The following is a 19,229-nucleotide window of genomic DNA, read 5'->3' on the forward strand; positions in this document are numbered from 1 at the left end:
TTGATCTCTACAAGATAAATCTTGCTGCTGTAGCTGTCAAGCAGGTGTAGCTGTTTTTTCTACAGGACCCCATAGCGTTTATGCCTTTGTTTGACCTCCACCTCCACCCCTTCAATCAATAAACACAATTCGCTGTAAGATAAACTATACTGCCCACTTTTGGGCAGGTGAAAAGTGCCTGCTTCCAAACGCTTATAGTATAATACAAAGCCTGCTTTCTCCCACACTAGTAGTTTAATCTTATCTCTGCTTTTACCTATGAAAATATACACATCCCCTGACAAGACATCTTTACCCATATCTGTAGAAACAATTCCACTTAAGGCATCAAAACTTTTACGCATATCCACTGCCTGCCCATAGAGAAAGAATCTTTGCGAGGCTGTTAACGCGAACATGAAGTGAGTAACTCGTGTAGGTAACTGACCGGAATCAGGGAGGAGAAACGGATGATTGTTCCAGAGGGTAAAGCCACTTCCATAGGGCTTATAGTAGCTTGAGAGGTGGGTAATTGAATAAATCCTGTGCTTGCAGCAGGTGTGGGTTGAGTTGATCCATGCACCTTCCGGTACCTACTCACCCAATAGGGCATAATATGTAGCGCAAATCCATGTCTTTGGCCAAACTCTTTTTGGCTGATGCCGCTTGCTAGCCACTCTGCTACCAGCGGAAACATTTCCTTTTGGGTTCTGATTTGTGTCATTGTTTTTTCTCCTAAAGTTAGGAAAGCTGCTCATCACAAATCAAGGCTGTTTTACCGGGTGCATACATTGATCCCGTTTCTTTTTAAAACTTCTAATAGCTGTGGGGCATGTATTTTTAATCGTTGAATGTCATTCATTAAATTTTTTATATTTTTAATCTACTTTCTGTAGTATTTTTGGTTAAGGGTTTCAAGGAAAAGAACAAATCTTTACAGATGATTCTGCTACTTTGCTTTTTTCCTTAAAAATATGGTTATTTCTTCTATATGATGCTTTATGATGGACGCCCTGTCCTTATAAATTTAAAATCAAATGACAATAGCTAAATACTAATTATTACTGATTCAGCATTATCAACCTTTTATGCTCAACTATAATTACAGGTGAGCTTTTCGATGATATTTATAACTCTTTCTGTAACTCAGAAATTATAGTTTTTCTACGTCTGTTCTTGTAACTTTGAATTGCTTTATAAATGGCAGGTAGCCAGATATAGCCTGGTAATGACATCTCTTCACCCCCAAAGTTTACTGTTAAGTAATTTTGTGGGTCAGTATTTATAATTCTCATTGCAAGGTCAACGAGTGCATCGTTCGTAAGCTTTGGTAAAAATCTTTTTAAAAAATCATTTTGTCCATCTACTAGTTCATCCGTCTCATAGTTTTCTTCTATTTCTTCAATTTTTGTGTATTTTTCCATTTCGATATTTGTTTTTAATTCTTGTGTAATAGTTATATTGACTTTTTGCTTAAAGTTTTAAAATTTTAGAATATTTTTTCTATTATATTATTTATTTCATTTTCTCGTCTGAAGAATTTGGGTTTTCCCAACTTTTAATCACATCGTCAATTTTACGGACCCTTTCCTGTTGGATTCTTCCTTTTATTAATTTATTGCACATAATATTGGCACAATCTTCTGGTGTTACCCGAATGGCCTTACCATTAATAATCATTTCTATGCTATTATCTTTCATTTTATTATAAATTAGTTTTTGGGATTGGCAATCCTAAGTTTGTAAATGTATCCTTGATTAGTTGTAAGAATAATTCTTTGTTTTGAGGAGCGCATATGTAAGAATCATGTACTGTAACAAAAGGAAATGGACATACCTCGTTTGCTTTTGTTGCTATCATATCCAATAAAGTTCTCGCCTCAAATCTTTGTAGGAGCTTTGGAAAGCCACCATCATTTCGATTAATAATTTCACAAACTTGAATAACCGAAGGAAATAGATGATTTAGTATTTTTTTAGATCTCTTGCATTCTCCTTCTTTACTAAAAAGAGCTTTAAAGCACATATCTTTCACCTGCTTTTTGGTGTATATTTTGCCTATTTCTTTGAATCCTTTGATGATAAACTGGTAAATATTTCCTGAGATTGAATGATCAATGAATGTTTTGTAGTCAGCATGACTATTATAATAGTAGTCCATTAGATGCAGATTCTTATATAACAGTGTTGTGTTGTAATTTTTTTTGAGTATTTGGTAGGACTGTTCTTTATATAAGGTCAAACATGACATAAAAAACATCTGGCTATTTTTTATATCTATCTCAATGGGTGCCTTACCATCGATTATTATGAACTTACGTATTATTTTTTTGCTATTAGTAAATAAAGAATGAAAGCGTTCTCCAAATTCATCCATACAATTTAAATACATATCGCCTGCTTGAAATCTTTGAACCCGTACTAAATATTCATTCAGTTCATCAAGATTTTTAAACTCATGTGGATTACTTAAAGCCCAAGCTGTGAAGCCAGCTATATCAAAATCCTTAGATATTAATTCCAGATTATGAGTTAATTCAAGCCTACTTTTATTCTTTAGAATTTCTTTTCGCTTTTCTTTTTTTAAGTTATAAAGCCTCACTAAAACTCGTTCATCTGAATAAGGAACTCTATAGTATTTTCTTAGATCTCCTTGTTTAAATACCAAATTATTAACCCATTTAATTTGTTTAGCATAACTGTTTGAAGCATAGGTTTTACTTCTTATTATATATTTGGCATCTTGAAAAAATTGCAGATACTGTTCATAATTTTGTGAATGAACCCATTTTTTCAAAGCTTTAGAAGAAACATTTGTATATCCTTGCTTATAAAAGTGGGTATTTTTCTTTGATTTTATTGCTGATGTCCTTTTAACTATTATAAGTGAAGACAAGGATAAAGCTCTGTCCAATTCAAATTTAACTTCATGATGCCAATGCTTTTGCGCATCCATTGCTAGCTTTTCTAGAGATAGGTTTATAGGTAACCATGCGTATGTTTGCCAATTGGTAGCATCTTTATTAATTGCTTCCAGTTTCTTCTTATAAGTATAACCTTTTGTTTTACCTATAGCGGCTCCTTTATTTGTGCCTTTTGTAGATGGCCTTAACTTAATTACCCATTTATTTGTTTGGGCATTCCAATACTTTCCTGTACTAATATCTATATAACCATGTTCTATTTGTGTTTGCATGGTTATTCTATTCAGGAAATACTTAAAGTTTTAAAAAAATGAAAAAATATTTTCTAATTAATCATAGAGTTAAGTAGATGGACAAAAAATATATATATACATTATTGATAATATATCTACTCCATAGACTATAGAATGACAAACATCAATTAATTAAATGATTATTAATTGATATAAATTATTTATATAAAATCAGAAGAACTAAAGACTGCTGTAGAAAAGAATAATATTTGGTAGTAAATAAAATTATGAGGTATTTTTTAAGATATGTGAATTTGAAATAAGGTTTAGTGCAAAGAGACAAATAGTTAAATTTTATCCTAAATCCTAAATACGATAATGTAAATGTGTTTAATGCACATTTTAGGTCTAGTTTTAAATTCAGAAGCAGAAGAAATTTGAGAAAAAAGAAAAGCAACAAGTAATTTAACCTGCCAATAGTTAGTCAGATTTTTTTGATTACTTAAATGCTTTTTGATTTGTCAGAAAAGGCCTTTATTGCTTTTTAATTGCCGAAGTCGATCAATGAAGTTTTTTTAAGGTCACTTTTAGATATACAGCTTAATGAGAATTAGCTAAAGTAAGGTTAAATAATTTATACTGATTCAACTTTATACTGATTCAACAATGATAAACTATTCATGCAGGTATTATCTAAATAAGTAGAACATTAGCCAGAAATGGGATATGCCTAGCGCGACTGGGTCTGAGTACTCACGAACCTTTTTACGATTTTCGGTGATAGGATCAGAGGAGTTGGATAATAATTCAGGTTGGCCGTCTGCTTAAACAGCCGCCAACCAACCTGAGCATTAAAATAAAAGTCCCTATTACAGTTCAATTTACATTCCCTTTTTTAGTCAGAATGATTAAATATATACAACTGCACTAAATATTATCAATAAAAAAAGTATCATCATCATCCATTTTGTTATTTGTATTTGCATCTTCATCAGAGCATAACTCCTTGATAATACATTTCCTTTTTATTCTTTGATTATAAGCTATTCCACATAAGTTACTTGCGAGTAAATCCATCTCAACCAACTTATCAGTGACCAAATATAGATATTCATCTACATACCTACCCATATTTACTGAATTCACAGATATTACTGTTGCCTTCATGCCTTTAGGGCAATTCCAAGAGCCAGCATAATTATTAATAAAGCCATTACTTGTCCATATAATAATATCATCTTCCTTGTTTCCATTTGCAATAAAGTAATGAAAATCATCTTTACATTCTATCTCATTATCAATTTCATCTGTTTCTATAGTATACTTTCCATTTATATTAGTTAAATCAAATTCATCTAACACACATTCGCAGGAATTACCTATATTATCATAGAAACCTTCTTCCAGAATTTATTTTTTTTTACAGTTTGGGCTACAATAAATATTTGTTCTTATTAATTCTGAGTTTTCCATATATATTACTTTATTTTTTAGGGATTATATTTCAGAAAAAACAAAAGTTGTGTTTTAATATCAAAAATGTGAAAATATTTTTACGGAATACTTTCTTGGATAATAAGTCATAGAATCATAATCTTTGTCAAAACCTATGGTAAGAGTTAAAAATATAAGTTCTTAAAAAAGAAAAAATGATCCTATTCTATACCATTTTGAAAGGTAATTATGAGAAGATAATCTGAAGCTTTAATCTTATCTATAATTAGATTACAAATATTTTTTACTCTCCTAAGTATTATTCTTACTCTCCAAAAAACGAGTAAAAAATAAAAAAACCCTCTAATTATCAAAATTAGAGGGTTTTTAATATATATTCAGTGATCCCGCTGGGATTCGAACCCAGGACCCATACATTAAAAGTGTATTGCTCTACCGACTGAGCTACGGAATCTTATCGGTAAGATTGCATTACTAAGGTCGTTTTCCTTAATTGCGATGCAAATATAGATGTTGATGTTCTAAATGCAAAATGTTATATTAAAAAAACTCAGCCTTTTTGTTTTTGCCTGTTTCGTACAATTTCATCCCATGTACGGACAAAGCTATACTTACCAAATTCAGCAGGCTGATTCTTTATTTGAAAGAGGTGATTTTACTGGTTCATTAAAATTATATGAGCAGATTCTTTCACAAAGTGGGAAAGCTTCTCCAGGAATATTACTAAAAATGGCTTATATCTATGAGGGATTGGAAGATTATACCCAAGCTTTATACTATCTAAGTGTATACTATTCATTCCGGCCCAGCCAGCAGGCCATAGATCAAATGAAAAATATTGCTTCCCGTCATAACCTGACAGGATATGAATTTAAGGATGCAGATTTCTTTATGGTATTGTATGAGCGGTATTATGTATATATTACTTCTGCTCTCATGCTTATATGCACAATTTTACTTGCCTCTATGATTGGACGAAAGTTGCGTCGACAATACGTACCATCCAGGCATATGATCGGACTCATTTTATTTCTTATCATTGTTTTTGCTTTTCTAAATATCACATTCAGATATAAATCTGTAAAAGCAATCATAGCTCATGATAACGTATATTTGATGAGTGCTCCTTCGGCTGGCGCATCTTTAATTTCGATTTTACCGAAAGGACATCGGCTGGATATTAATAATCAACAGGATATATGGCTGGAAATAGTCTGGAATGAGCAGATTGCTTATGTAAGACAACAAAATGTTTTAATGATCGAGTAAGAATAATAATTTGCCTAAAGAAGTTTTACAACTAATTAGCATAATCATTACTCCAATCTGAAATACCCTATAATATATAATGCCATAAGAAATATATATTTCTTATGGCATAAAAATCAGTGGAAGCAATAACTAGTTTACGCAATCCAACTTATATATTCAATGCCCGGTTATCAGAAGCAGCCAGGCATGCCTCTTTTAAGGCTTCTGTATACGTAGGATGGGCATGTGACATACGGCCTATGTCTTCGGCAGAAGCTCTATATTCCATCGCTACCACTCCTTCAGCAATCATGTCGGCGGTGCGTGGGCCAATCATATGAATACCCAATATTTCGTCGGTGGTGGCATCGGCCAGTACTTTTACTAATCCATCTGTATCCATGCTGGCACGGGCACGTCCGGAAGCTTTAAATGGAAAAGAACCGGATTTATAGGTAATACCTTTGGATTTTAATTCTTCTTCTGTATAGCCAACGCCTGCTACTTCCGGCCAGGTATATACTACATTGGGGATTAGCAGATAATTGATGTGGGGTTTTTGTCCGACAATGACTTCGGCTACAAAAACACCTTCTTCTTCTGCTTTATGTGCCAGCATGGCTCCCCTAATTACATCACCAATGGCATAAATTCCGGAAACATTTGTTTGCAAATGTTCATCTACAATAACTCTACCTCGGTCATCTTTCTGTACGCCTGCTTTTTCTATATTTAGTCCGTCTGTATAAGGTTTTCTGCCAATGGCTACCAGGCAGTAATCGCCGGAAAGAGTAAGCGTACCACCTTTGTTATTATCAGCCGTCACAATTACTTCCTCTCCTTTGCTTTCAACACCAATTACTTTGTGGTTAAAATAAAAGTCAGTATCGATTTTTTTCATGGCCTTTTGTAATTCTTTTCCCATGGTGCCATCCATGGTTGGAATCATGGAGCCGGCATATTCAACAAAACTAACTTTGGCTCCTAGTCTGCCATATACCGAACCAAGTTCTGCGCCAATCACACCGGCACCAATTACAATTAGGTGTTTTGGAATTTCCGGTAAATTAAGTGCCTCTGTAGAGGTAATGATCCGTTTTTTATCAATGGCAATTCCTGGCAAAGAGGCAGGTTTGGAACCAGTGGCAATTACTACATTTTTAGTAGTAATCTGCTGAGTGCCGCCTTTAGTATCAGTGATCAGAATTGTATTTTTATCTACAAATGAACCCATTCCCTGGTAGGTAGTTACTTTGTTTTTTTTCATCAGAAACTTTACCCCATCGGTGGTTTGCTTCACTACCTCATTTTTGCGCTTAATCATCTGCGAAAGGTTCACTTGCAGGTCTTTTAGTTCAATGCCATGTGCAGCAAAGGTATGAGATGCGTTAAAGAAATGCTCCGAAGAGTCCAGTAATGCTTTGGAAGGGATACAGCCTACGTTAAGGCAGGTGCCTCCCAGGGTTTCATATTTTTCAATAATGGCTGTTTTAAGTCCTAATTGTCCACAACGAACGGCTGCAATATAGCCTCCAGGGCCAGAACCGATAATCACTACATCGTAATCCATATTTGTATGGGGTGGGTTAAGTATACATGAATGTTCATGCGTAGGGCAAAGTTGGAAAGAATTGATTATCTGTCAAAGGATTCCCTGTATTTTGTTACGGGCAAGCAGGTTTGAAATTTGCCACCGGAAATCTATTGTTCTGATAGAAATAGTGCCACCATTCGCTGGTGATGGGTAAAAAACCGGCAGATTCCATTCCTTGTTTTAATAATTTACGGTTCTGTAAGGTTTCCTGTGGAAGATTGGTATAGGCATGATGTGCTTCCCTGCCGAAATGATCGAAGGAAGTGCCCATGTCAACTTCTTTTCCCTCTGCATCTACTAACGTAAGATCTACGGCAGCCCCTTTATTGTGAACAGAGCCATTTTGATAAGGATTCCCTACATACCGTTTGTCGGGCATAAGGGCCCACATGCGTTTTTGAACATCCAGCGGGCGGTAACAATCGAATAACTTGATGCGGTATCCTTGATCTGCAAAAGCTTTCTGGGCTTTGGCAAGCGCTTTGGCTACTTTCACCCGTAACAGACATTTGTCACAATCATATACTTTGCTCTTCAGAAAATTGTCAGGAGTGGCATATTTCATATCCAAAACAAAGGTACTGTCTACGGTAAGCAACTCTACAAATGAACTGTCGGGCAGGTTATTTAACTCTTGATTGGTGAGCAGGCTGATTCTTGGTTCTGACCTAGTAGATACTGTATCAATCTTATGGGATGTTTTGGCCTGGCTGAGGGTATCTTGAATTTGGATGGGATCTTTCGTCTGTTCAGTGGAGGATTGACACCCATAGGTTAAGAATAGAATACCTGCAATAAAAAAATGCAATAGCTTAGTTTTCAGCATAATTAAGGAAATGACAGGTTTTGTATGGTGTCATTCAGAATATTTATATAATAAAACTATAAAATTTTGTAAAAAAACAGGTTACCTGAGAATCGTAAATACATAAAACCTGTCAACTGATTAAAACAAACCATGAGAAAGATTACTTCCACCCAACTTACTATCAGATTTGTATTTCTTATCTGTTTTATCATCATTGGACTTGCTTCTAAACTTACAGAAAAAAAGACGTTTGCTAAAGAAGTTGCTCCCCAGCAAGTAAGCAATAACGTAGATGGTAACGCTACACAAAAAATGATTTCTGCGCTGTTATTTTGAACGGGAATCTAATAAAGAACGATAAAAATGTCATATATTTATGATAGCCTATTTTTTGTTTTAATGCTATTTTTTAAGACTCTATAAATAACAGGAGTCATTCACAGGTGATTTTAAACACTTAATTCTACTACATCCTAAACTTTTTGCACATGCAGAAATCTTACTTCTTACTGCTGACAGTAGCAGTACTCTCATTTTCTTCCGCTTCCGGGCAGGTGCTCAATAAGCTCCGGCAAAAAGTGGAAAATACCGCTGATAAAGCGATTGATAAAGCCTTAGAGGATAAAAAGAAAAATGAATCTACTTCCTCCTCTACTAATACTTCTAGTTCTGATACTGACAATTCAGGAAACAATAGCCGCAGAAAAGCACAAAATAAAAGCGGTGGGATGGTAACCACTCCTCCTGATGTAAACCAGAATCTTACTGATGCGGAGACTTCTTATAAATCAGGGAAATATGGTGAAGCCCGTTATGCCGTTCAACAGGCTATGCTTGGCGTTGAAATGGAAATTGGCCAAGATATCTTAAAATCATTACCGGAAACGGTGAGCGGATTGAAAAAAGACGAAAGCGCCGACCAGGTAACCAGCACCGGATGGGGCTGGGCTGGACTCACGATTCAGCGTCTATATAAAAATGATGATGACAAAGAATTAACAGTAATAGTGGCCAATAACTCGGCATGGATGTCCTCAGTGAATCTATATCTAACCAATGGTGCTTATTCTCAAACCAATGGCGGAGAACAGAAATGGAAACAGGTTAAGGTAAAAGGGCACCGGGCTGTAATGGAATTTGATGAAAGTAGTGGGTATAAGTTAAGCGTTCCTATCGGCCAGTCTTCGCTGATTGTATATGAAGGAATAAACTTTGCCACCGAGCAGGAAATGCTGGCTGCTGCAGGTGCCATAGATATTGATGGTATTAAAAAGAAACTAGGTGAACAGTAATCTGACAGGAAATTCTTTTTAGCCATCTCTTAAGTTCGGGAAAAACATCCCTTACTACATTTTAACCATTCATTTACTCCTCATGAAAAAGATATTCACTACTTTATTATTCTCAGCCATTTCAGTAATGGCCTTCTCGCAGGATTTTGCTAAAAATCTGACCGAAGCTAAATCAGCCTATTCCTCAAAAAAATTGTCGGATTCCCGCTTTGCGATGGAACAAATGTTAAAAGAACTTGACTTAGCCATCGCAAAAGATATTCTGAAATTACTCCCTGTAAAAATGGATGCTCTAAATGCCAATACCAAAGCAGACAATGTATCTGGCAGCAGCGGTTCCGGGGTGGGCTTGTATGTACAGCGTACCTATGGTACAAACCCTAAAACGGCTACTGTAGAAGTAATCAACAATTCTCCGCTGATCACCACATTGAATGCTTTTTTATCAATGCCTTTGATCGGCAGTATGGCGTCAGATCCGAATCAGAAAACAGTAAAAGTACAGGGCTATAAATCTGTACTTACCAAAACGACTGACACTGACACCAATAAAACAAATTATGAGTTACAGGTTCCTATGAATAATACATTGTTTACTTTAAAAATGGATGATGCTACAGAAGCAGATATTTTGCGCTTAGCTGGAACAGTTCCGCTGCCCAAAATCGCTGAAATGGCCCAATAAACTTTTTTAGTATTTTTTAGTAAGGGTTGATACATCAGGTATCAACCCTTTATTTTTTATTGACTTAGGGTAGCACTGAGTATACTGAAAGCAAATGGAGGCAGTGTAATCGTATTGCTAATTGGACTGGTGGTTACTTGCTCGTAGGCGGTTGTGGTAATAACAGCTTGCTGTATAGTTGAAGCATCTATTTGTTTGGCCGACCATGAATAATTAAGCGCAGCCAGATCTATAGTTACTTCATCAGAAGTATGATTGGCCAGAAGTAATTTCAATCTGTTATCTTGTTTAAGTAATAAACTGCTAACCTGCAAAGGGAAATCGGTAGAGCAAGCAATAACTGTAGCATTTTTCATTGTGGCCAGTTCCTTGAAAATATAATATGCCGGATAAATCATTTCCGGAAAAGCAGGAAATATAGTATGAGCATTTGCTTGTTCTCCAGCCAAAATTCCCTTTTTGCCTACCGTTTCAAAACATGTAACACTTGCAGCACCACTCTCTGCCAGATATTTAAGGCTCCCCAGAGTCCATCCGGCTGTAAATAAAGATACTTGCCTGGAATCCAGCTGAAAAGGAAGCATATCTTCACTATAATCCTCCGGATCAAAGTCTATTCGTAAAGAAAGTGGAGAGATATGTATTTTCTTGTCGTTGGCAAAGCTTTGTATGGTTTCAACCGGATACTTCTGCGCTTCCAGGTTCTCAATCATAGTTGAATTATCAAAGGCATGTACCTGTGGATTAGCTGAGAAAACAATAAAATCAAAACTGCCCTCTCCTGGCCTGTTGCGGTTGATGTCGGCAAAGAAACCTTTGGTGCCAATGCCTATTTCTGCATCCGGAATGTATTGTTTGCAGATAAGAATCAATTCTTCCTGTTGTTGCTTGCCGGAAAGACTGGGCGGAAAATAGAGAATAATTGATGTTATAAACTGCTTTTCAGTGGCGATCGTGTTAAGGATGGTTTGTAATTCATTCTCCTCTTTCAAATGAATGGCTAATTCAATACTTATCTGTAAAACTCTCACTTCCTGCAAGGCTTTTTGCCATTTCTCCTTCCAATCAGCCTGAGTGGGTAAAACATCAACGCGGTAATGGGTAAAGGCACAACTTTTTAGTAACTCAATTTGGGTTGTATTTAGTGTATCATACTCTGAAGCTTGACGGATACCTATGGAAGGAAAAACGGTGGTTTGTTCCCAATGGGGAATAATAGTACAAATAGCTATTGGTTTCTTTTGGGTAGCAAACCCAGTTACCTGTATTGTTACTGACTGAAAAAAAGTATCGCTCTTTTTTACTTTTGCCGGAATAGGGATTTCCAGTGGAGTAGAATAGGTTTTATACGAAGCATCTGTCCAGTTGCGCTGGTCTTCCATCTCAAAAATATCTCCAGTAAAAGTGATGGAAACAGTACTGTTTTCGTCCGGAAAATACTGCATCGAACGTATATTCTTAAACGGCTGATGCGGACTGACGAATACAGGAAAAGTGCCAGTAGTTTGTTTCAGATCCGGGTGAGTAATGGTAATTTTTTTTCCTTTCAGCGATTCAATGGGATGCAATACACAAATACCCAGGCGGTTTTTCTCAAAATCTGCATCCGCTTTTCCATTCATTTCAAAGTAAATACTGCCGGAAGCATCCCCGGAAATAAGCGCATCCCACGAAAAAAGCAAGCGATTCTGGTAGTAATACGAACAGGTATAGGTAATACGGAAGAAATCGGGCTGTATGTCTATCTGCTCATTTGTAATTTGCGGAATATAGGTTCCCCAGCGTTTGTCCCGTAAGGCCACATATATCATCCGCACCAGTTCCGTATTGCCTGCTTGTATATACCGCAGTTTACCTTCTTCATATACCATCTGTACTGGGCCGGCCTGAAGCGGGATTTGAGGAGGCAAAGGCGCATCACTTCCATAGAGCAGTATATTTTCAGACAGAAGTTTTTCTGTATTCATTAAGAGGCTGTTAAGATTTGGTGATTGACTCGATCTGCTGTTTCACACTTTCTGGTTCAAATATCTGTTTCCAGTCTTCTTTCACAATCAGTGGACGGCCAATGTCCATGGCTTTGTAGGCGGCATCCGAAAACACAGCGCCAGGTAATTGATCAAATAATACGCCTAATTGTATATTTAAATGACCGAGGAAGAAATCCCAGGCAGCTTCTTTGGGAACACCTTTGCGGACTACCTCATCCAAGCCTTCCCGCATCAATTTTGTTAAGGTAGACATAAATGTTTCACTCATGGCCGGCTCCAGAATACCCATCTGTTCCACCGTAATGCGGTGTGAGCGGAAAACCGGTGCGTACATAGCTTTGGCTAATGATTCTCCTATGGCATAGTGTTCTTCCGGCCCTTGCATGAGGGCACATACAATAGCTTGTTTGGCAGCAATTCCACCAAAATAATCGAAATGTGTTTTTTCATCTGGCTCCCAGTTAAAGACAGACGGATGTGCCGGATGTGATACAAAATAGCTGATATCCTCACGTTTAGGTAAGTGACCGGCCAGAGGTGCTGCCGGGTCTAAACAAATACCAATAGAACCAGATTTCATCTGCGGAACAATGCTTGCCGCTACTTTTCCAATATAGATATCCGGTACCGCAAAAATAACCATATCCGCCTGTGGTAATACTTCTTCCGGCTTGGAAACAGAGATGCCTCTTTGCTGCAATCTTTCGATACCTGCCTGGCCAACTTCCAGATAAGAAACCTGGTATGTGCTTGAATTCTTTATATTATCGGTAATCCGGCATCCCATTTTGCCTCCAGCGCCCACTAATACTACTTTGTTCATATCCCATTTGGTTTAATATGTATAATCAACTCTTAGATTGCAAGGTCAATATATTATGCATAAAAATAGAAAAATTTATATTTAACCGTTATTATGCTTGTGTAAAATTCACACTGAAGCAAACCAATTATCTAACTGAAGTAAAATCTATTAACTTTCATTTCTGAATACACATCAAAGTCGACAACCGGAAGATACACATGATCTATACCCTTTCTTATTCTAATCCTGACAAACACTATATCGACATTCAAGTACAGATCTCAACTATTACTACCTCTCACGTAGAAGTACAACTACCAGCCTGGCGCCCCGGGAGGTATGAAATGGCCAATTTTGCTAAAAATATGACTTTGCTTAAGGCGTATGGCACTACCGGAGAGAAACTCAATGTACAGAAATTGACAAAAGATTGCTGGCGGATACAGACCGAAACATATACGTCTGTTCAACTCAATTACAGCTATTATGCCCAGCAAATGGATGCCGGTGGTTCATGGCTGGATGATAAACAGTTGTATGTCAATTTTGTAAATTGCCTGGTGCATGTGAAAGGCAGAATGCAGGAAGAATGTAGGATACAACTGCAACTGCCTGAAAATTACAAAATTGCCTGTGGGCTGCCAGAAATATCTAAGCATGTACTGATTGCCAGTGATTATTATCAACTGGTAGATAGTCCGATGATCGCAAGCGCCACATTGCAGAAGTATTCTTACCAGATACAATCCACCACTTTTTATATCTGGGTACAGGGCGAATGCCATCTGAATTGGGAAAAGGTAAAACTTGATTTTATTAAGTTTTCTGAAGTACAAATGCAGATGATGCAAGGATTTCCTTGTGAAGCGTATCATTTTTTATTCCACTGGCTGCCATTCCAGCATTACCATGGGGTAGAACACCAGAACTCAACCGTAATTACTTTAGGTCCGGCAAGCCAGGCAGAACAGTTATATGGCGAAATGCTGGGTATTAGTTCGCATGAATTGTTCCATACCTGGAATGTGATCCGGATTCGTCCGGCCGAACTGCTTCCTTATGATTTTTCAAAAGAAAACTATTTTTCGACTGGTTTTGTAGCGGAGGGAATTACAACTTATTATGGCGATTTATTTCTGGCCAGAGCCGGTATTTTTTACATAGAGGAATATTTGCAGGAATTGAGCCAGACGCTGAATAAGCACTTCAAATTCAGCAACCGTTCGTCTTTATCGCTGATCGATTCTTCCTTCGATTTATGGCTGGATGGTTATACTATGGGTGCGCCTGGACGGAAAGTGTCTATTTACAACAAAGGTGCTTTAGCCGCTTTGATACTCGATCTGGAAATCCGCCAGCTTACACAAAATACCCGGTCACTGGATGATGTGATGCGGGAATTATGGAAACAATTTGGTGATATGAATGCCGGTTATACCATACAGGATTACCAGCAAATAATAGAGAAAGTAGCCGGACAGAATTACCAGGATTATTTTGATGAATGTATTTTTGGCACTATCCCTTTACAGGATAGGACTAGCCGGGCACTGAATTATGTGGGCTGTGAATTAGCTATTCTGCAAGCCTTACCTGACTCGGAAAATATAGAAATTACCATCAGATTGAAGGAAACGATAACAGAAACTGAAAAGGAAAATTTGCAAAAATGGCTTGAAAATGCAAGATAAGCTTGTTTTGGAATGCTTTGGCTTATTTATAAAATCTTTGAACAAGAACCAGTTAGAATATGTTTGCTCCATAGCCGCATCTACTTTGTCTGTGTTGCTTCTCTATGCTTTATTATAAACAATACCTGCATCCGGCCTCTGAGGAATGGACAGTTTTTATTCATGGTGCCGGGGGTAGTTCTTCTATCTGGTTTAAGCAATTGAAGGAATATAAACGTCATTTTAATGTATTGCTCTTAGATTTACGGGGACATGGCCGTTCGAAAGATTTGCTCAAAGAATACATCGGACAAACCTATACCTTCAAAAACATTAGCCATGATGTACTGGAAGTATTAGACCATTTGAAAATAAAAACGGCGCATTTTATTGGCATTTCGCTCGGGTGTATCATTATTCGTACGTTAGGAGAATTACAACCGGAACGGGTAAAATCCATGATTCTGGGCGGTGCCATCACCCGCATGACGTTCCGTTCTAATTTTCTGATGTACGGAGGCAATCTGTTTAAAAAAGTAGTGCCTTATATGTGGCTCTATAGCCTGTTCGCCTGGGTGATTATGCCCAAAAAACGCCACGAAAAATCCCGTTCGCTATTTATTAACGAAGCCAAGCGGCTGGCGCAAAAGGAGTTTCTCCGCTGGTACAAAATGACCTCAGAAGTAAATCCCTTACTAAAATATTTTAATGAAACTGAGCTTTCTATTCCTACTTTATATGTGATGGGCGAAGAAGACCATATGTTTTTGCCGCCGGTAAAGCAGATTGTAAAACGCCATACCTTTGCAACCCTGCAAATTTTACACGATTCCGGCCATGTGGTAAATGTAGATCAACCGGATCAGTTTAATTTACATACAATTGCGTTTATTAAAAGGCATTCTGGGATTTCTATTGAGACTCAATCGTGGAATAGATAATCATTCTTTAATAGAATCTATATTCTCTTTTATTGTTTTTCTAAAAAGCTTTTTATTTATACAGAGTTTTTGGATGATTTTTGCCATTTCTCGTTGAGCCTCTTCTGAATTCATATATACGACAAATGTTGAAGCTTCACAATCGAGCGGATAGTCAATTTTATCCAGTAGACTTTCATTTTCTTTCTCTATAAAAGCTAGGATGATACTTTCCAGCAGATAACCACTGGGTTCTAAGTCAAATTCTTCCATTATTTCAATGAATTCTTCATCAAAATCAGTAGCTAATTCAATACAATAAAATGTGGTGGGTACATCTTTTCTAAAACCTTCTGATGTTATCATCTCACAAGGTAAAAATTCATCATCGTAGATAGTATCTTCGATTATTTCTTTCATAGCGTTATGGTTTAATAATACTTATGCCCAGCCAGATAATTGCTGACATAATCCTGTACACCTTCTTCCAGAGAATGAAAAGGACGTATATACCCAATAGAAATGAGTTTCTGCATACTGGCTTCGGTAAAATACTGGTACTTGTCGCGAATGTCGGCTGGCGTGTCTACAAAGTCAATCTGTTCTGGTAATTGCATGGCTTTAAAGGTATTCCGGACCAGGTCTAAAAAAGTACGGGCTTTGCCACTGCCTAAATTATAAATACCTGAATTTTTCCGGTGGTGCATCAGAAACATGCATACTTCTACCACATCTTTTACATACACAAAATCCCGCATCTGTTCGCCATCTTTAAATTCCGGGTTGTGGGAACGGAAAAGCTTCATTTTGCCGGTGGCTTTTATCTGGTTAAAAGCATGAAAAATCACCGAAGCCATCCGGGCTTTGTGGTACTCGTTGGGGCCATATACATTAAAAAACTTCAGCCCTGCCCAGAAAAAAGGCTTCCTTTCCTGCTGTAAAGCCCAGATGTCAAATTCATTTTTAGAATCTCCGTAGGGATTAAGCGGCTTGAGTTGAGGAATTAAGGCTTCATTGTCATCATAGCCCAGTTCGCCTAAGCCATAGGTTGCTGCTGAGGATGCATATACAAGCGGAATCTGGTAATCGCAGCATTTCTGCCAGATGGTTTGGGAATAGTGGACATTCAGTTCATCAAAAATATTCCGGTCAAACTCGGTGGTATCCGTGCGGGCACCAATGTGAAAGATAAATTCTATATGCTCATTATTAGCGTCAAGCCAGGTGAAAAATTCCTTCCGGTCTATCCGCTGTTTAATCTGTTTGCCTTCCAGATTCGGAATTTTGTTTTCATGCGAAAAATCATCTACCGCAATAATATGGGTAAACCCATCTGCATTGAGCCGGCTAATGAGACAGCTTCCAATAAAACCGGCAGCACCTGTAACTATAATCATAATGATTCAGTGGTTTGAGAGAAATAATACAATTATAGACTTACGGAAGGTCTGAATGAGAGATTGAATAAAATAATAATTACAATTCAGTAATTCAGTAATTCAGTAATTCAGTAATTCAGTAATTCAGTAATTTAAATTTTGGCCTAAATTTACAAAAATTAGTTTCCAGCCCTAATGGATTTACTTTCTCATACACATCCCGGCAAATATTACTTTTGGCTATTTTTTATTTTGCTATTGGCCGCCTGTTCCGCAAAGAAAGACTCAGGGGAAAAAGAGCCGTCAGAAACTATTGTACTGATAGATGACCTGAAACGGGAAGTAGTGCTTTCTCGCAAACCTCAAAAAGTAATGGCACTGGCACCTTCTATGACTGAAATGTTATTTTTTGTATGCGATACCAGTCAAATTGTAGCCGTTACACAAAATTGTAATTATCCAGAAGCCGTAAAAACCAAACCTATTGTAAATAACTATCCGATGGATTTTGAAGGACTGCTTAAAGTGAAGCCCGACCTGGTTTTTACCATAGAAGGCATGACGCCGCAATCTGATGCAGAACGGATGAAGCAGATGGGAATTCCGGTATATTACCAGAAATATGCAACCGTTGATGATGTACTGGATGGCTTAGCAGATATAGCAAAAATTATGGATAGGGAAGAATTAAGCCGTTCAAAAATAGATTCGCTGAGAAACCTAAAGAATACAGTAATAGCACAAACACAGTTTTTACCTAAACCCAGCGTACTGGCTATTACCTGGCAAGATCCCATTTATGCCTACGGAAAGAATACCATTCTTACCAATAAACTGCAGCTGGCAGGTGCAATCAATGCCATAGACACTGTATTTGATAATCCTTATCCGGCACTTTCCAGGGAGTATATACTTAAAATTAATCCGGATATTATTCTGGGGGGCACATTTAATGAAATGGACAGCAGCTTTTTTAAGTTGTATCCTGAGCTAAAGAAGATAAAAGCTTACCAGAATAAACGCATATACAAAGTAACCGACGACTTAAATTCACGGCCCAGCCCAAGGGTAATAGAAGCCGTGATTGAACTGAAAAAATACATTCATCCGGAAGCTAAATGAATCAGTGAGTTTACTGAATTACCTCGGCACCGTATGATACATAACTAATCCAACCAGGGCAAACACGATATTTGGCAGCCATACAGCCAGCATAGGATCAATGGAGCCAGCCTGAGCAATTGCCCGGCTCATGATAAAAAATAAGATGTAGACGAAGGCCAGTACGAATCCAAAGGCAATCTGAAAGCCAACGCCGCCCCGGCTTTTCCGGGCCGATACAATTACGCCAATCAGTGTGAGAATAACCATAGCAAAGGGACTGGTAAAGCGCAGGTATTTTTCGATCTGGTAAATGGCCACATTATCTGCACCACTATTTTGTAATTCTGTAATAAAAGCCTCCAGTTCGGTCAGGGTAAATGTTTCGTATAGTAAGTAATTATTACCGAATGCCTTCGGATTTAAGTTAATCAGGGTGTCGAGAGTATCGCCGAAAGTCAGCGTTTCTTTACGGCCATCAAAAGTCCGGAGTTTATAATTCCGCAGCAGCCATTTTTCCTCTTTGGGTTTCCATTCCACCCGTTGTGATTCAAGTTTTGCCAGCAGTTTTCTGTCTACAACTTTTTCCAGCGTAAAGCGATAGCCTACATCATTGGTTACATCATAACTTTCCATATATGCATAGGTTTCCGGCGCTATCTTTTTGTGAATATTTCTGGAATCATTATAATAAGGTTCTTTCAGGTATTGCCTTTCAAAATCAATCCGTACTTTATTGGAGTTAGGAATTACCCAGCCGGAGAATAAAAAAATAACCGCTCCTACAAGTGCCGAACCAATAACATAAGGCAGCATAAACCGCCTGAAACTCATGCCGCTGCTAAGTGCCGCAATTACCTCCGTATGCGAGGCGAGTTGAGCCGTAACAAATACGGTAGCAATAAAAACAGTGATTGGACTTAGTAAATTGGCAATGTAGGGAATAAAGTTCAGGTAATAGTCGTAGATAACAGCTTCTGTGGGGGCTTTCCGCTTAATGAAATCGTCATTCTTCTCTGTAAAATCAATTACTACAATAATGGAAATCAGAATCAGTACCACAAACATGAATGTGGAGAGGAATTTCTTGAGAATATATAAGTCGAGTATTTTCATCTCACCATTGGAAATTAGAAAATTGT

20 protein-coding genes and 1 tRNA gene are annotated in these 19,229 nt (G+C 37.5%); 7 read left to right on the top strand and 14 right to left on the bottom strand.

Annotation, left to right across the window (positions count from 1 at the left end; translation table 11 throughout):
- Positions 1–59: 59 nt before the first annotated feature.
- The 7 genes from tnpB to GXP67_RS19775 form a co-directional block, all read right to left on the bottom strand.
- A complete protein-coding gene (gene tnpB, locus GXP67_RS19745) occupies positions 60–398 on the bottom strand; it encodes an IS66 family insertion sequence element accessory protein TnpB (RefSeq protein ID WP_162443405.1) in 339 nt (112 codons plus the stop codon).
- Positions 386–703 carry an IS66 family insertion sequence element accessory protein TnpA gene (gene tnpA, locus GXP67_RS19750; RefSeq protein WP_162443404.1) on the bottom strand — a complete coding sequence of 106 codons (318 nt, stop codon included), beginning with the start codon at positions 701–703 and terminating at the stop codon, positions 386–388. The genes tnpB and tnpA overlap by 13 nt, the downstream gene beginning before the upstream one ends.
- Before the next feature lie 403 nt (positions 704–1,106).
- A complete protein-coding gene (locus GXP67_RS19755; protein WP_162444720.1) occupies positions 1,107–1,403 on the bottom strand; it encodes a hypothetical protein in 297 nt (98 codons plus the stop codon).
- Positions 1,404–1,494: 91 nt separating this feature from the next.
- On the bottom strand, positions 1,495–1,680 hold the full coding sequence (locus GXP67_RS19760) for a hypothetical protein (RefSeq protein ID WP_162444721.1): 186 nt from the start codon (positions 1,678–1,680) through the stop codon (positions 1,495–1,497).
- 4 nt (positions 1,681–1,684) lie between these two features.
- Positions 1,685–3,175 carry a hypothetical protein gene (locus GXP67_RS19765; protein WP_162444722.1) on the bottom strand — a complete coding sequence of 497 codons (1,491 nt, stop codon included), beginning with the start codon at positions 3,173–3,175 and terminating at the stop codon, positions 1,685–1,687.
- A gap of 888 nt (positions 3,176–4,063) precedes the next feature.
- Positions 4,064–4,498 carry a hypothetical protein gene (locus GXP67_RS19770; protein WP_162444723.1) on the bottom strand — a complete coding sequence of 145 codons (435 nt, stop codon included), beginning with the start codon at positions 4,496–4,498 and terminating at the stop codon, positions 4,064–4,066.
- Positions 4,499–4,972: 474 nt separating this feature from the next.
- Positions 4,973–5,045: transfer RNA gene (locus GXP67_RS19775), tRNA-Lys, on the bottom strand.
- A gap of 137 nt (positions 5,046–5,182) precedes the next feature.
- Between GXP67_RS19775 and GXP67_RS19780 the strand changes: the two genes are divergently transcribed.
- Positions 5,183–5,860 (top strand): tetratricopeptide repeat protein, encoded by a 678-nt coding sequence (locus GXP67_RS19780; RefSeq protein WP_162444724.1) that lies wholly within the window; start codon positions 5,183–5,185, stop codon positions 5,858–5,860.
- Between the two features lie 151 nt (positions 5,861–6,011).
- On the opposite strand, the gene lpdA is transcribed toward GXP67_RS19780, so the two are convergent.
- Complete coding sequence (lpdA, locus tag GXP67_RS19785) at positions 6,012–7,412, bottom strand: dihydrolipoyl dehydrogenase (protein WP_162444725.1); 1,401 nt, start codon at positions 7,410–7,412, stop codon at positions 6,012–6,014.
- A gap of 94 nt (positions 7,413–7,506) precedes the next feature.
- Positions 7,507–8,262, bottom strand: a complete 756-nt coding sequence (locus GXP67_RS19790) for a M15 family metallopeptidase (protein ID WP_162444726.1) — start codon at positions 8,260–8,262, stop codon at positions 7,507–7,509.
- A gap of 132 nt (positions 8,263–8,394) precedes the next feature.
- Between GXP67_RS19790 and GXP67_RS19795 the strand changes: the two genes are divergently transcribed.
- From GXP67_RS19795 to GXP67_RS19805, 3 genes are all read left to right on the top strand, one after another.
- Positions 8,395–8,580: a hypothetical protein gene (locus GXP67_RS19795; RefSeq protein ID WP_162444727.1), complete on the top strand. Its 186-nt coding sequence runs from the start codon at positions 8,395–8,397 to the stop codon at positions 8,578–8,580.
- Positions 8,581–8,732: 152 nt separating this feature from the next.
- Positions 8,733–9,536: a hypothetical protein gene (locus GXP67_RS19800; RefSeq protein ID WP_162444728.1), complete on the top strand. Its 804-nt coding sequence runs from the start codon at positions 8,733–8,735 to the stop codon at positions 9,534–9,536.
- An 82-nt stretch (positions 9,537–9,618) separates the two neighbouring features.
- Entirely contained in the window at positions 9,619–10,221 is a 603-nt protein-coding gene (locus GXP67_RS19805; protein WP_162444729.1) for a hypothetical protein, read from the top strand.
- Between the two features lie 56 nt (positions 10,222–10,277).
- On the opposite strand, the gene GXP67_RS19810 is transcribed toward GXP67_RS19805, so the two are convergent.
- Together GXP67_RS19810 and GXP67_RS19815 are read right to left on the bottom strand one after the other, a co-directional pair.
- Positions 10,278–12,188: a D-apionate lactonase family protein gene (locus GXP67_RS19810; protein ID WP_162444730.1), complete on the bottom strand. Its 1,911-nt coding sequence runs from the start codon at positions 12,186–12,188 to the stop codon at positions 10,278–10,280.
- Between the two features lie 10 nt (positions 12,189–12,198).
- Complete coding sequence (locus GXP67_RS19815; RefSeq protein WP_162444731.1) at positions 12,199–13,035, bottom strand: phosphogluconate dehydrogenase C-terminal domain-containing protein; 837 nt, start codon at positions 13,033–13,035, stop codon at positions 12,199–12,201.
- A gap of 200 nt (positions 13,036–13,235) precedes the next feature.
- Here GXP67_RS19815 and GXP67_RS19820 point away from each other — a divergent pair, with 200 nt between their 5' ends.
- The gene (locus tag GXP67_RS19820; RefSeq protein ID WP_162444732.1) at positions 13,236–14,708 is read left to right on the top strand and encodes a M61 family metallopeptidase; all 1,473 of its coding nucleotides are present in this window, start codon (positions 13,236–13,238) and stop codon (positions 14,706–14,708) included.
- 104 nt (positions 14,709–14,812) lie between these two features.
- On the top strand, positions 14,813–15,628 hold the full coding sequence (locus tag GXP67_RS19825; protein WP_162444733.1) for an alpha/beta fold hydrolase: 816 nt from the start codon (positions 14,813–14,815) through the stop codon (positions 15,626–15,628).
- Here GXP67_RS19825 and GXP67_RS19830 read toward each other — a convergent pair whose 3' ends face one another.
- Together GXP67_RS19830 and rfaD are read right to left on the bottom strand one after the other, a co-directional pair.
- Positions 15,629–16,027 carry an Imm51 family immunity protein gene (locus tag GXP67_RS19830; protein ID WP_162444734.1) on the bottom strand — a complete coding sequence of 133 codons (399 nt, stop codon included), beginning with the start codon at positions 16,025–16,027 and terminating at the stop codon, positions 15,629–15,631. It lies immediately after the preceding gene.
- Between the two features lie 11 nt (positions 16,028–16,038).
- Positions 16,039–17,004 (bottom strand): ADP-glyceromanno-heptose 6-epimerase, encoded by a 966-nt coding sequence (gene rfaD / locus GXP67_RS19835; RefSeq protein ID WP_162444735.1) that lies wholly within the window; start codon positions 17,002–17,004, stop codon positions 16,039–16,041.
- A 177-nt stretch (positions 17,005–17,181) separates the two neighbouring features.
- On the opposite strand from rfaD, the gene GXP67_RS19840 reads away from it, so the two are divergent.
- Positions 17,182–18,108 carry an ABC transporter substrate-binding protein gene (locus GXP67_RS19840; protein WP_162444736.1) on the top strand — a complete coding sequence of 309 codons (927 nt, stop codon included), beginning with the start codon at positions 17,182–17,184 and terminating at the stop codon, positions 18,106–18,108.
- An 18-nt stretch (positions 18,109–18,126) separates the two neighbouring features.
- On the opposite strand, the gene GXP67_RS19845 is transcribed toward GXP67_RS19840, so the two are convergent.
- Entirely contained in the window at positions 18,127–19,203 is a 1,077-nt protein-coding gene (locus GXP67_RS19845; RefSeq protein ID WP_162444737.1) for an LptF/LptG family permease, read from the bottom strand.
- Positions 19,204–19,229 lie beyond the last annotated feature (26 nt).

It is taken from the genome of Rhodocytophaga rosea (assembly GCF_010119975.1).
Taxonomy (GTDB): domain Bacteria; phylum Bacteroidota; class Bacteroidia; order Cytophagales; family 172606-1; genus Rhodocytophaga; species Rhodocytophaga rosea.

Excerpts from the sequence above, each read along its gene's own strand:
- tnpB (WP_162443405.1), bottom strand. The coding sequence starts at position 398 with ATGTTCGCGTTAACAGCCTCGCAAAGATTCTTTCTCTATGGGCAGGCA.
- tnpA (WP_162443404.1), bottom strand. The coding sequence starts at position 703 with ATGACACAAATCAGAACCCAAAAGGAAATGTTTCCGCTGGTAGCAGAG.
- GXP67_RS19755 (WP_162444720.1), bottom strand. The coding sequence starts at position 1,403 with ATGGAAAAATACACAAAAATTGAAGAAATAGAAGAAAACTATGAGACG.
- GXP67_RS19760 (WP_162444721.1), bottom strand. The coding sequence starts at position 1,680 with ATGAAAGATAATAGCATAGAAATGATTATTAATGGTAAGGCCATTCGG.
- GXP67_RS19765 (WP_162444722.1), bottom strand. The coding sequence starts at position 3,175 with ATGCAAACACAAATAGAACATGGTTATATAGATATTAGTACAGGAAAG.
- GXP67_RS19780 (WP_162444724.1), top strand. The coding sequence starts at position 5,183 with ATGTACGGACAAAGCTATACTTACCAAATTCAGCAGGCTGATTCTTTA.
- lpdA (WP_162444725.1), bottom strand. The coding sequence starts at position 7,412 with ATGGATTACGATGTAGTGATTATCGGTTCTGGCCCTGGAGGCTATATT.
- GXP67_RS19790 (WP_162444726.1), bottom strand. The coding sequence starts at position 8,262 with ATGCTGAAAACTAAGCTATTGCATTTTTTTATTGCAGGTATTCTATTC.
- GXP67_RS19795 (WP_162444727.1), top strand. The coding sequence starts at position 8,395 with ATGAGAAAGATTACTTCCACCCAACTTACTATCAGATTTGTATTTCTT.
- GXP67_RS19800 (WP_162444728.1), top strand. The coding sequence starts at position 8,733 with ATGCAGAAATCTTACTTCTTACTGCTGACAGTAGCAGTACTCTCATTT.
- GXP67_RS19805 (WP_162444729.1), top strand. The coding sequence starts at position 9,619 with ATGAAAAAGATATTCACTACTTTATTATTCTCAGCCATTTCAGTAATG.
- GXP67_RS19810 (WP_162444730.1), bottom strand. The coding sequence starts at position 12,188 with ATGAATACAGAAAAACTTCTGTCTGAAAATATACTGCTCTATGGAAGT.
- GXP67_RS19815 (WP_162444731.1), bottom strand. The coding sequence starts at position 13,035 with ATGAACAAAGTAGTATTAGTGGGCGCTGGAGGCAAAATGGGATGCCGG.
- GXP67_RS19820 (WP_162444732.1), top strand. The coding sequence starts at position 13,236 with ATGATCTATACCCTTTCTTATTCTAATCCTGACAAACACTATATCGAC.
- GXP67_RS19825 (WP_162444733.1), top strand. The coding sequence starts at position 14,813 with ATGCTTTATTATAAACAATACCTGCATCCGGCCTCTGAGGAATGGACA.
- GXP67_RS19830 (WP_162444734.1), bottom strand. The coding sequence starts at position 16,027 with ATGAAAGAAATAATCGAAGATACTATCTACGATGATGAATTTTTACCT.
- rfaD (WP_162444735.1), bottom strand. The coding sequence starts at position 17,004 with ATGATTATAGTTACAGGTGCTGCCGGTTTTATTGGAAGCTGTCTCATT.
- GXP67_RS19840 (WP_162444736.1), top strand. The coding sequence starts at position 17,182 with ATGGATTTACTTTCTCATACACATCCCGGCAAATATTACTTTTGGCTA.
- GXP67_RS19845 (WP_162444737.1), bottom strand. The coding sequence starts at position 19,203 with ATGAAAATACTCGACTTATATATTCTCAAGAAATTCCTCTCCACATTC.